Here is an 11653-nt window from a genome sequence, read left to right as displayed (position 1 = left end):
GTGGTATGCATATTGCCCGCCTTGTAATTAAAGACAATAAAGTGGTGGGTGAAGAGCGCATTGCCGCCGATCAAAAAGATCGTTTCAGAGCAGTAGCCGAAGGAAAAGACGGCGCCCTCTATGCCGTTAGTGATAGCGGAAAATTTTACCGGATTGCAAAAAAATAATATCAACCGTAAAGATGAATAGGGTGAATGGCCTATTTACCTTATTCATCTTTTCTAATAGCTCTTTTCCTCAATAGAATCAAGTATACTGCAATAACTCACATAACGGTCGAGGTGCAATTTTCCAGCCTGTACAGCTTCTTTTACAGCGCAGCCGGGTTCATTCATATGCAAACAGTTATTGAACTGGCAATTAGGCAAAAGGGTTCGCATTTCCGGAAAATAATGCGAAAGCTCCTGGCGGGTAATGCCAACAATTCCCAGTTCACGAATACCGGGTGTATCGATCAACTGGCCCCCACCAGGCAAATCAAACATTTCTGCAAAAGTGGTAGTATGAAGTCCCTTGCCACTCCATTCACTTACCTCCTGTGTTCTTAATGCCATCTGCGGAAAAACAGCATTTATAAAAGTAGATTTCCCCACCCCTGAGTGCCCGCTTATAAGGGTAGTTTTATTATGCAACAACTGCTTTATGTCGTCAAGGCCCATTCTTTCTTTCACACTAACCAGGAATACCTGGTAACCAATTGACCCATACATATCTTCCAGTTCGGCATATTTATCAAGCTCTTTATCGCGGTAAATATCGGCCTTATTAAAAACGATAATGGCTGGTATATGGTAGGCTTCCGCCGTGCATAAAAACCGGTCTATAAAGCCTTGTGAAGTGCGGGGCTCTTTCAGGGTTGCAAAAATCACTGCCTGATCCAGGTTGGAAGCAATAATATGATGGGCTACTTTTTTTTGAGGAGAGGTGCGGGCAATATAATTTTCACGGCTATGAATTTCAGTAATCATTACCGTTCTTTCCAGTTCGTTTTCCATTTCAATTTCCACCCAGTCTCCCACGGCAATAGGATTGGTAGACGTAATTCCATCAATTTTAAACACGCCTTTTATGCGGCCTGTAAACGCTTGCCCGTTTTCTGTTTTGAGCGAATACCAGCTTCCCGTCGATTTATAAACCCTTGCCTTCATACTTGACTTCTATACTGCGAAAATACTGGATTTGCGCTTAGGGAAGTTTCCGGAAAAGGGTGAGGCGCAGCAGCCATTCCAGGCATAGAAACAGGAGGGCTGCCAAAGCCAGCGGAAAGTACCGGTCGGTATACTGGCGCAGGGAAGTTACTTCAATGGTCGACTTTTCCAGGGTATCAATTTCCTTGTATACATTGGTAAGCCCTTCATTATCGGAAACGCGGAAGTATTTACCTCCTGTTTCCGTGGCAATCTGGGTAAGTAGTTTTTCATCAATATTCACTTTCTCCCGCTGCATAACCACCCGACCAGCACCGTCCTGAACCGGTATGGGCGCATAACCTTCAGACCCTACCCCAATGGTATACACTTTTATACCCAGGCTTTTTGCTATTTCCTTTGCGGTAACCGGAGGAATTTGTCCGCCATTATTTTCTCCATCCGTCAACAATATCACCACTTTCGATTTGGCTTTGCTGAGCCGAAGCCGGTCAGCACTGGTAGCCAAGCCCGAGCCGATAGCAGTTCCATCTTCAAGTAGTCCGCTTTGAATTCCGTCTATCTGTGCTTTCAACACATTTTTATCTGTTGTCAGAGGAACCAGGGTAAAACTTTCTCCGGAAAAAATTACCACACCTACCCGATCGGTTTTTCGACTGTCAACAAAATCAATGGCCACGGCTTTTGCAGCTTCCAACCGGTTGGGGGTAAAATCCTGGGCCAGCATGGAACCACTTACATCAAGGGTTAGAATAATATCTACCCCCTCTCCCTGCACCTGCTCCTGGTCAAAATGCGATTGTGGACGGGCAAGGGCAAGAATTATGCAGCCAAGTCCCAACAACCTCAAAAGAAAAGGGGTATGCCGAAACCTGGTTTTGATAGATGTTGACCGCTTGGCCCAGCCCGCTGTAGTAGACACCAGCAGTGTTCCTTTTTTATGGCGTCCTTTTTTCCAATACCATATTGCTATTACCGGAAGCAGTACCAATAACCAAAGCACCCACGGCCAGGCAAAACTTATAGTATGGAAATAATCTGCAATCACGCTCCAGGTTTTTTATAATGAACTTCCTCAATAATGGACAGTGATTTTCGGATCATATCCACTGCTTCTTCCTGTTCATTCACCGGTGGTATATAGCGGGCAAACTTAACCGCATCCGCCAGGCGAAGGGTCTGAGCCAACTGGTAAAGCTGTTCTCTTGAAAGATCAGACTGTACCCTCATAACCAATACTTCATTGGAAGCATCCGGTGCAGTAACCAGGCCTCGGTTCTTAAAATAGTTGCGGGTAATATCATTCAGGCGAGTAAAATAGGGCTTTACTTCTGTTGCCGATGGCTGTCCTGCCGCCTTCAGTTCTGCCAATTCTTTCAATGCCTGTTCCAGCGCAGATAGTTGAATAGCAGACGGTTTTTCCTTTACCTCCACGGCTTTGTTTCTTCCCCACAGGAAATAAACCAGTAAAGCAATAGCAATCAGGGTTACAGCCGCCAGTATATAATTGATATAAAGTGTATCTACTGCGGGTAGTTCTACAATATCTTTCAGGTCATGATAGGGTTGATTCGGATCCGTAGGGCTATAATCCACCATAACCGGTATAGAATCGGTCAGATACCGGTTATTACCAACCGTTAGCCCCAGTTGTGGAATCACCCAGCTTCCAGAATCGAAAGAGGTTATGGAAAGCACCTGTCGAAATAGCACTGTGCGCGCATTGTTTTGCGTATCGATTTTGTTCCTGGTAATAAACTGGAAATGCGGAATAGTATCCAGGTCGAACCAACCCATACGGGTAGCCTGAGGAATTTCAACATTCAGCGTAAGCAAAATAGGTTCACCAATCAGGATCTTATTTCGGTTAATGGATGCCGTTACCCGTACCTCCTGTGCCTGTACGCCGGCAAGGCCAATTAGTACGGTCAACAGCCATATGGTAAGGGTTTTATTCAGCATGTATCAGGCACGTCCGATAAAAAATTTCTGTAATACTTTAACGTAATCTTCCTTGGTTGAAATATGCAATAAGTCACAACCTGCTTTGGTGAAAGCCTGTTTGGTCCATTCCGTATGCTGAAAAAAAGCATCGTGGTGGGCTTTACGAACCAGGTAGTCAGAGGTATCGATTGTTACTATATTTCCTGTTTCAGCGTCTTCCATGTCAAGCAGGCCAATATCAGGAAGATGCATATCCATGGGATCATACACTTTTATACCTACTACATCGTGTTTTTTCCCGGCTACCCTCAGCGCGTCGGCAAAATTCGGATCAAGGAAATCGCTGAGCACAAATACAATACATTTCTGGCGGGTTGTGTTATTGAGAAAACGCAGGGCCTGGCTCAGATCGGTCCCTTTTTTCTCCCCTTCCAGTGTTAAGAGTTCCCGAACAATAAAAAGGCCATGATCTCGTCCCTTTTTCGGAGGTACATACAATTCAATACCTTCTGTAAAAAGAATAGCCCCTACTTTATCGTTATTACTGATAGCAGAAAAGGACAACACTGCACCAATTTCCGTTACCAGGTCTTTCTTACGTGCATGTACGGTACCAAATAAGGAACTGGCGCTGATGTCCACCAGCAACACTACCGTCAATTCACGTTCTTCTTCAAATAATTTACTAAATGTAGCATTGAACCGGGCCGACACATTCCAGTCGATAAAACGGATATCATCGCCGGCGTGGTACTCACGGACTTCCTTAAACGCCATTCCCCTTCCCTTAAAAGCAGAATGATACTCTCCGGTAAATAAATGCCGGGTAAGCCGCTTACTTTTAATTTCAAGTTCCTTAACTTTTTTAAGTATGTCCGATGTGCTTAACATGCTGCTGGTCTTAAGGTACCCTTACTGCTCCCAATATTTCGTCAATAACCTGTTCTACGTTTACATTTTCAGCTTCAGCTTCGTAGGTGAGTCCCAACCGGTGTCTTAACACATCTTTAGCGATGGCCTTTATATCTTCCGGGATCACAAACGCTCTTTTAGACAAATAGGCATGGGCTTTGGCCGCTAATGCCAGGTTAATACTGGCCCTCGGAGAACCACCATAGGAAATCAGCGGTTCGAGTTTGGAAAGGCCGTATTCAGCAGGGCGGCGGGTGGCAAAAACAAGATCAATTATATACTGTTCGATTTTCTCATCCATATAGATCTGCCGGGTAAGGTCCCTGGCTTCTACCAGTTCACTCATACTAACCACCTGTTGAATGGAAGGCCCTTTTAGACCCTGTACCTGTTGTCGTATGATCTGCTGTTCTTCCTGCCGGGTTGGATACCCCACTACTACTTTCATAATAAAACGGTCTACCTGTGCTTCTGGCAGGGGGTAGGTTCCCTCCTGTTCAAGCGGGTTTTGGGTAGCCAGTACCAGGAAGGGTTCATCTAATTTATAAGTCTGGTCACCAATGGTTACCTGCCGTTCCTGCATAGCTTCCAGCAAGGCACTTTGCACTTTGGCGGGTGCCCGGTTAATTTCATCCGCCAGCACAAAATTGGCAAAAATGGGTCCTTTCCGAACCACGAACTCATTTTTCTGCTGGTGGTAAATCATAGTACCTATCACGTCAGCAGGCAAGAGGTCGGGGGTAAACTGAATTCGGCTGAATTTTGCATGTACCGCCTGTGCCAGTGATTTTATAGTCAGGGTCTTAGCCAGGCCAGGCACCCCCTCCAACAAAACATGGCCATTACTTAATAAGCCGATCAGGAGGCGGTCCAGCATATTTTGCTGACCTACAATTACCCTGCCCACCTCTTCCCGAAGCCGGTCAATAAAGGCCGCCTGGTGGGTTATCCTGTCATTTAACTGCCTGATGTCTTCCGATGTGGGCAACATATAGTAAATTTAAGTATGCAAATTACAACCACAAGTTTAGCAATTCCTACGCCAATATCTGAAAATCAAGCAGTACGGCGAATATTTTTTTGCGAGTGCAATAAAAGTCAGAAAATAAAGTTATTAATACCAAATCCAACCTTATGACAAAAAGCAGGTTAACAAGCATGCTTTTAACAGGCTGTTTTATGATCATGACACTTTTCTCCTGTAAGAAAAGTAATGACGAACCCAAATCTAAACCAGTACTTCTTAGCTCCGGTTTATGGAAAATTTCTTCCATAGGGGTGGATTTAGATAAGAATAATACAGTGGATCTCCCCTATCCCCTGGAAAATTGTGAAAAAGATAATACACTGGAATTCAAATCGGATGGTACGGGAATTTCCTATGAAGGGGCTACCAAATGCGATCCGGAAGATCCTGATACCGAAAATTTTACCTGGGCTTTAAAAAACAATGAAACAATTTTGAGCATTGCTATTCCTGGTTCCTTCTTTTCAGGCGAAACAACCCTGATAACGCTGAATTCAACCACATTGGAAGCGTACCTGGATTATACGGATCCGTCCACCGGCACCGAACTTAGAATCGTTTTCAAACTCATTCATTAATACGAACCATCGTTCCATATTTTTTTATCTGCTGATTTCATAAACAAGCCCCTGTATGTCCATGCGGGGGCTCTATTTTTTGAGGCTTTAACTCAAATACTTTCCCACAATAGGCATACGTCGCCCTACACCAAAAGCTTTGGTACTGACCCGTATAATAGGACAAAACTGGTTTCTTTTATACTCATTTGTATTCACCAGCTTCAATACCCGCCGCACCAAACTTTCATCTATGCCTAACCGAATGATATCATCCGGACCAAAACGCCGTTCTATATACTGGTACAATACTTTATCCAATACATCGTATTCCGGTAAGCTATCGCTGTCTTTCTGACCAGGTCTTAATTCAGCAGAAGGGGGTTTGGTAATTATATTAACCGGAATGATTTCTTTTTCCCGGTTAATATAACGGGCAAGGGCAAACACCTGCATTTTATATACATCTCCCAGTACACTTAATCCCCCCGCCATATCGCCATACAAGGTGCCATAGCCTGTTGCCAGTTCACTTTTATTAGACGTATTCAGCAGGATATAACCAAACTTATTAGAGATGGCCATCACCAGGTTACCCCTGGTTCTGCTCTGAATGTTTTCTTCTGCCACACTGAACGGTAGATTTCCAAATACCGGGGCCAGGCTTTCTACAAATGCATCAAAAACCGGTTTTATCGGGATAATATCATACGGATTGCCAAGGTTTTTACTTAAGGCCACCGCATCGGCCACAGAATGATCGGTTGAAAACTGCGATGGCATTAAGATAGCCCGCACATTTTCGCTGCCCAAAGCCTCGCAGGCCAGCGCCAACGTAACGGCACTGTCAATTCCACCACTGCTTCCCAGGATGGCTTTTGTAAAACCCATTTTACCGAAATAATCCCGGATTCCCAACACCAGCGCAGCATGAATTTGCCGGATATTATTATCGGCTGTGAGGTAGTCAATGATTTTTTCCGGATCGTTTATTTTGGAAACCCGCATATCCTTATCCAACGGGCGCAATGGCCCTTCAGCCGCACCTGTTCCTACCTTCATCTGCTCCAAATCGGCGATGATCAGATCCTCTTCAAAATACTTCGCCTCCTGCACCAATTCTCCGGCAGCTGTATACACCAAACTTCCGCCATCAAATACAATCTCCGTTTGCGAGCCTACACAATTCACATAAAACATCGGCAATTTATATTGGCGGATATTTGCCTTGATCACTTCTTTCCTGTCTTCCTCATGATCATAATCAAATGGTGATGCAGAAATATTAATCATCAGATCCGGCTGCTGTGCCATCAATTGATCCATTGGGCAAATACGGTACAAGGGATTTTCACTGAGTGCCCACATATCTTCACAAATGGTCAGTGCAATTTTTTTCCCTTTAAAGGTTAATACATTCCATTCATAGGCGGGTTCAAAATACCGGTATTCATCAAACACATCATAGGTGGGTAAGCAGGTTTTATAGGCTACGCCCGCTATTTTTCCCTCGTGTAATAACCAGGCCGCGTTGAACAGGTCTTTTCCTTCTTTAACGGGATTACGGGCCGGACTACCGATTATAACCCCGATTCCGATCGATTCTTTAGCAATGGTTTCAACGGCAGCATAACATTGGTCGATAAAATCTTCAAATTCCAGAAAATCACGGGGTGGATATCCACACACAGATAACTCGGAAAAAACCACCAGGTCCGCACCCTTTTTGCGAGCTTCTTTAATAGCTGAAATAATTTTTTCTGTATTAGCGCTGAAATTGCCAATATGATAATTCTGCTGTGCCAGTGCAATCTTCATGAGATTCAATATTTTTGTTCCTGCGTTGGAAATACGAATGTACGTTATACAACAAAACCCCTGCGCAAACGTTTTTTGGCCATGAAATGCAGCAAATTCCTGGTAGCCGGACTAATATTCCTGGCTGCCTGTAAGGATAAAAAAGAGAATCGTCCGGATATTAGTGGAATATCTGTAAGCACTGCCATTGAACGGTTCGACCTGGATTATTTTGCGCTCGATTCCAATAACCTGCAGGATGGTATGAAAGCACTTGGGCGCAAATATCCCTGGTTTATCAATGATTTTACTGCTAATATACTGGGAGCAGGCCCGCTCAATGATTCCAATAAAATACTGCCCGCGGCTAACCATCATTTCTTCACCAGCTATTACCCGGTTCATCAGCTTTTAACAAAAGAACTGGGACAACTGAGCAAAGAGGAAAAGGAATTAAACCAGGCATTTCGTACTATTAAATATTATTTCCCCGACTATAAAACTCCCCGGCTGGTCACCTATCTTGGTCCGTTTGATGCACCGGGTGTAGCGCTCACCGATAGTGCCATTGCTATCGGCTTACAACTATATGCCGGAACTGATTTCCCCTTTTACACTTCGCAACAGGGGCAGGAATTATTTCCGCTCTATATTTCGCGTAGGTTTGAAAAAAATTACATCCCTGTAAACGTGGTGAAAGCGGTGCTTACCGACCTTTATCCCGACAAATCGGCTGGTTATCCGCTCCTTGAAAAAATGATTGAGCAGGGCAAATACTGGTGGCTTAGCCAGCAGATTCTGCCTGATGCACCCGATAGTTTAATTACCGGTTTCACAGAAACACAACTCGAATTTTGTGAGAAGAACGAAGGCCTTATCTGGAACCTGCTTTTGCAAAGCGAACATGTCTATAGTACTGAGCCGGGTATACTTAAACTTTACCTGGGAGAAGCGCCTGGCACACAAGGATTGCCGCCCGCAGCACCCGGTAATATCGGTCAATGGATCGGCCTGCGTATTGTTGAAAAATACATAGCAGAACAAGCAAATCCACTTGCGCCAAGAAAACTAATGCAACTATCTCCCCGAGAAATCCTGGACGGTTCCAAATACAAACCCCGGTAATTTTTTTCAGGGATTTGCGCCCAGTGCTTTCATCATCTTGAAATGCGAAACCATGGAGGCGGCCATGGTAGGATAACTGTGGTAGGGCAACCCATGTTCCTTACAGGTTTGCTGTACGATTTTACTGATTGCGGGGTAGTGCACATGACTGATACGGGGAAACAGGTGATGTTCGATCTGGTAATTTAATCCCCCAACATACCAGTTAATAAACAGGTTATCCGGTGCAAAATTAGCCGTGGTTCTGACCTGGTGTTCAGCCCAGGCATTTTCAATTTGTGTTTGCTCGCCCGCAGTTGCTTCAAAAGAGGTATGCTCCACCACATGGGCCAATTGAAATACCAGTGCCAGCGTTAGCCCCATTACCATATGCATTACGGCAAAGCCCAGGGCCCATGCTCCCCAGCCAACCAGGTAAACAGGAATAGCAATATAAAACAACACATACAAAAGTTTACTGAGCCAGAAAACAAGATGCTCCTGCGTACTCATTTTCTGAAGCGGGGTAGTATATACTTTTTGTTTCAGGTATTTATTGAAATCCATAATAAACACCCAGGCAAAGGAGGAAATAGCATATACCAGTACCACGTAAATATGCTGAAAGCGGTGAGCCGGCACCCATTTCTGCGAGCGGCATTGGCGCATCAACGGGCTTTTGGCAATATCATCGTCCATGCCATCCACATTGGTATAGGTATGATGCAGGATATTATGTTTGAATTTCCAGATAAACGCGTTTCCTCCCAGTGCATTCAGGCTGAGTCCTAATAAATCATTTACCCATTTCCGTTGAGAATAACTTCCATGACAGGCATCATGCATAACATTAAATCCAATACTTGCCAGTAGGGCACCCAGTGCAGCACATAATAACACTTGAATAAAAACCGGTAAAGCAACCGTTAATAAAAGCACATAAATAACCAGCGCAGAGGAGATCAATACTACGGTTTTCGAGTATAGCTCCAGGTTACCGGTTTTTTTCAGCTGTTTATTCTTGAAATAATCATCCACCCGTTGTTTCAACGTTTGTGCAAATGAATTCTGTTTGTTGTTAAAACTAACTTTTGGCATATGAGACTGCTTGGTAATTGGGAAAGATAAGGTTTCCCTTCCGATACGAACGTTAATGTTTAGCCTGTTTCAGCTTTCTTTTAATCAGATCCCGGGTGTGTTGTTGATCCGTAATTGAAGCAAACGCATCTTTGGGTACCAGGAAAAAGGACCTGCCGTCAAAATAAAGGTGAAAAAAATAAGGTGTTTCCACGAATTTACTGAACCTGTCCCATTGCCATACCTGCCGGCCTCTGTCTGTATCGAGCGTTACCTGCTCTTCCTGAAACTCCATCCTGAAATCATCCTTAAACGTATGTGAATTTTTATAGATACTATTAGGCAGCAAGCGCCAAATAACCAGCATCAGCACCATCCAGATAGTAGAAAAGAATACAAAGGAAAGTGGTTGTACCTTCTTAAAATAGAGCAGGATGGCCGCTGCAATGGTAAACACATTCACCAGTATTACGAGTAGTCGGATTTCAGGTCTGGTAAAAAAATGATAGCGCAGGGCCTGAATTACCTGTTTGCGATCATACGTAAATGCTATCTGCATGAATTAATTGGCTTTAAGATCCTGTTGTGATACCGACCAGCTTCCCAGGTCCTCTCCCTGAACGCCGACAAACTGAACGGTCAATTTTCTTTTACCCGCGGCGCCTGAAATTGATATTCTTCCATAGTTCTGCCGTTGATCGAGCCCATATACCCGAAAAGGATTGTCTTTTTCGGCGTCTCCAAAAACATGCGTTCCTGAAGTTAGGGGCGATACTGTTATATCATAGAGCGGATAGTTGTTAACACGTTTCACCTGAATAATTTCAGAATGATGGCGGTCACCCGTCAAAAATACTACTCCACTGATTTTTTGTTCTTCTATAAAACCCATTAATTCGTTATATTCTATAGGAAAATCCGATAGTTTATCAAAAGGAGATACCGGGTTCAATACCTGGCTACCGACTACAATAAATTTAAAACTGGCTCTACTCACAACCAATGCATTCTTTACCCAGTTTAGCTGTTCCGCACCCAGCATTCTTTTTTCAGGATTCGGTTGTCCGTTAAGGGTAGATGCTATATCATCCTCTGTTCTCCAGGTACGATCATCCAGCAGAAAAAAATCAACATCGCTGTAGGACAGTTTTGTATAGATGCCTTCTTTACCGTTTCCATAAGAAGGATTGGCCCAATAATTTTTAAATACTTCACGAGAAGTGTTTTTAAGGTGATAACTGAGCCCAAGATCATTGGGTCCATAATCATGATCGTCCCAGATAGCATAATGGGGCATCGCTTTCAGAAAGGGCTGAAGAATGGGCATACTCCTATCTCGGCTGGCCCTGTACCAGAGGCCCCACTCACTGCCATAATCTACTTCCCGGGTATACCAGTTATCGCCCAGCCAAAGCATAAAAGCGGCTTTTTCCTTGGCCATTTCGTTAAATATGGAAGAATCTTTACCATAGGGGGTACCTGGACGATCATAGGGTGGTTCATTAAAATACGTACAACTGCCGGTAATAAAGCTGAAATCCGGCGCTGGTTTTCTGTATTGCCATAGTTCCCTGGTATTGAATCCGCCTCTATAGTCCGTTTCTTTACCATTTATCCAAATACTGAAGTCATAACTTGTTCCGGGCTCCAGGCCTCCTATTTCTGCCTGAACCGGTTGAAAATCTGTAGGCTGGCCAGGTTGATATGTCTGCAAGGGCAGCTGTTTTTGCCGGGCATTTTTACGATCTCCCTTTTTCCAGTATTGTACAGACAGGGTACGAACTGTGGCAGAAGGTTCCATCCAGATCTTGGCTGTCCGGTAATCTGTTTGTCCGATCATAGGACCGGAAACAAGTGCCGACTTTTGCTGTCCAACTGCATGTAGCAGAACGAGCAGCCCACATACCGTTAAAAACTTATGCATTCTTGGAAAGTTTAAAGCTGCAAAGTAGTGAATGCATTAAAAACAAAACACCCCCGCTCAAAAGAACGGGGGTGTTTTGTCAATTCATTTAACCAATCGGGCCTAGCGTATTGCCCTGCAATTCTTGTACCGGCCACTCGCCGCCTCAGACGGAGAAACAGCC

General features: G+C 44.2%; 12 protein-coding genes. 3 read left to right on the top strand and 9 right to left on the bottom strand.

Annotated elements, in window-relative coordinates; genetic code table 11:
- The first annotated feature begins 5 nt into the window (after positions 1-5).
- Positions 6-167: a PQQ-dependent sugar dehydrogenase gene (locus A1D16_RS06280; protein ID WP_290708487.1), complete on the top strand. Its 162-nt coding sequence runs from the start codon at positions 6-8 to the stop codon at positions 165-167.
- A gap of 54 nt (positions 168-221) precedes the next feature.
- Here A1D16_RS06280 and rsgA read toward each other — a convergent pair whose 3' ends face one another.
- From rsgA to A1D16_RS06255, 5 genes are read right to left on the bottom strand one after another with little or no spacing between them, the layout of a single operon-like run.
- Positions 222-1148, bottom strand: coding sequence for a ribosome small subunit-dependent GTPase A (gene rsgA, locus A1D16_RS06275; RefSeq protein ID WP_290708443.1), 927 nt, complete (start codon positions 1146-1148; stop codon positions 222-224).
- A gap of 37 nt (positions 1149-1185) precedes the next feature.
- Positions 1186-2196, bottom strand: coding sequence for a VWA domain-containing protein (locus tag A1D16_RS06270; protein ID WP_290708441.1), 1011 nt, complete (start codon positions 2194-2196; stop codon positions 1186-1188).
- The gene (locus A1D16_RS06265; RefSeq protein ID WP_290708439.1) at positions 2193-3080 is read right to left on the bottom strand and encodes a hypothetical protein; all 888 of its coding nucleotides are present in this window, start codon (positions 3078-3080) and stop codon (positions 2193-2195) included. Before A1D16_RS06265 ends, A1D16_RS06270 begins: the two co-directional genes overlap by 4 nt.
- Positions 3081-3113: 33 nt before the next feature.
- The gene (locus A1D16_RS06260; protein WP_290708438.1) at positions 3114-3983 is read right to left on the bottom strand and encodes a DUF58 domain-containing protein; all 870 of its coding nucleotides are present in this window, start codon (positions 3981-3983) and stop codon (positions 3114-3116) included.
- A gap of 10 nt (positions 3984-3993) precedes the next feature.
- The gene (locus A1D16_RS06255) at positions 3994-4995 is read right to left on the bottom strand and encodes a MoxR family ATPase (RefSeq protein WP_290708437.1); all 1002 of its coding nucleotides are present in this window, start codon (positions 4993-4995) and stop codon (positions 3994-3996) included.
- Between the two features lie 188 nt (positions 4996-5183).
- Between A1D16_RS06255 and A1D16_RS06250 the strand changes: the two genes are divergently transcribed.
- A complete protein-coding gene (locus A1D16_RS06250; RefSeq protein ID WP_290708436.1) occupies positions 5184-5609 on the top strand; it encodes a lipocalin family protein in 426 nt (141 codons plus the stop codon).
- 87 nt (positions 5610-5696) lie between these two features.
- On the opposite strand, the gene A1D16_RS06245 is transcribed toward A1D16_RS06250, so the two are convergent.
- Positions 5697-7406: an NAD+ synthase gene (locus A1D16_RS06245; protein WP_290708435.1), complete on the bottom strand. Its 1710-nt coding sequence runs from the start codon at positions 7404-7406 to the stop codon at positions 5697-5699.
- Positions 7407-7487: 81 nt separating this feature from the next.
- Between A1D16_RS06245 and A1D16_RS06240 the strand changes: the two genes are divergently transcribed.
- Complete coding sequence (locus tag A1D16_RS06240; protein ID WP_290708434.1) at positions 7488-8510, top strand: hypothetical protein; 1023 nt, start codon at positions 7488-7490, stop codon at positions 8508-8510.
- A gap of 6 nt (positions 8511-8516) precedes the next feature.
- Here A1D16_RS06240 and A1D16_RS06235 read toward each other — a convergent pair whose 3' ends face one another.
- The 3 genes from A1D16_RS06235 to A1D16_RS06225 are packed head-to-tail and all read right to left on the bottom strand — an operon-like array spanning position 8517 to position 11490.
- Positions 8517-9587, bottom strand: a complete 1071-nt coding sequence (locus A1D16_RS06235; RefSeq protein ID WP_290708433.1) for an acyl-CoA desaturase — start codon at positions 9585-9587, stop codon at positions 8517-8519.
- A gap of 52 nt (positions 9588-9639) precedes the next feature.
- Entirely contained in the window at positions 9640-10125 is a 486-nt protein-coding gene (locus A1D16_RS06230; RefSeq protein ID WP_290708432.1) for a YcxB family protein, read from the bottom strand.
- 3 nt (positions 10126-10128) lie between these two features.
- Entirely contained in the window at positions 10129-11490 is a 1362-nt protein-coding gene (locus A1D16_RS06225) for an alkaline phosphatase D family protein (protein WP_290708431.1), read from the bottom strand.
- Positions 11491-11653 lie beyond the last annotated feature (163 nt).

Origin of the sequence: Flavihumibacter sp. CACIAM 22H1 (genome assembly GCF_001601815.1) — a bacterium.
Lineage (GTDB): Bacteria > Bacteroidota > Bacteroidia > Chitinophagales > Chitinophagaceae > Flavihumibacter.
This window is presented reverse-complemented; position numbering and strand designations above follow the sequence as displayed.

Bases quoted from the DNA above. Each gene is read 5' to 3' on its own strand.
- A1D16_RS06235 (WP_290708433.1), bottom strand. From the start codon at position 9,587: ATGCCAAAAGTTAGTTTTAACAACAAACAGAATTCATTTGCACAAACG.
- A1D16_RS06240 (WP_290708434.1), top strand. From the start codon at position 7,488: ATGAAATGCAGCAAATTCCTGGTAGCCGGACTAATATTCCTGGCTGCC.
- A1D16_RS06260 (WP_290708438.1), bottom strand. From the start codon at position 3,983: ATGTTAAGCACATCGGACATACTTAAAAAAGTTAAGGAACTTGAAATT.
- A1D16_RS06255 (WP_290708437.1), bottom strand. From the start codon at position 4,995: ATGTTGCCCACATCGGAAGACATCAGGCAGTTAAATGACAGGATAACC.
- A1D16_RS06245 (WP_290708435.1), bottom strand. From the start codon at position 7,406: ATGAAGATTGCACTGGCACAGCAGAATTATCATATTGGCAATTTCAGC.
- A1D16_RS06230 (WP_290708432.1), bottom strand. From the start codon at position 10,125: ATGCAGATAGCATTTACGTATGATCGCAAACAGGTAATTCAGGCCCTG.
- A1D16_RS06250 (WP_290708436.1), top strand. From the start codon at position 5,184: ATGATCATGACACTTTTCTCCTGTAAGAAAAGTAATGACGAACCCAAA.
- rsgA (WP_290708443.1), bottom strand. From the start codon at position 1,148: ATGAAGGCAAGGGTTTATAAATCGACGGGAAGCTGGTATTCGCTCAAA.
- A1D16_RS06225 (WP_290708431.1), bottom strand. From the start codon at position 11,490: ATGCATAAGTTTTTAACGGTATGTGGGCTGCTCGTTCTGCTACATGCA.
- A1D16_RS06280 (WP_290708487.1), top strand. From the start codon at position 6: ATGCATATTGCCCGCCTTGTAATTAAAGACAATAAAGTGGTGGGTGAA.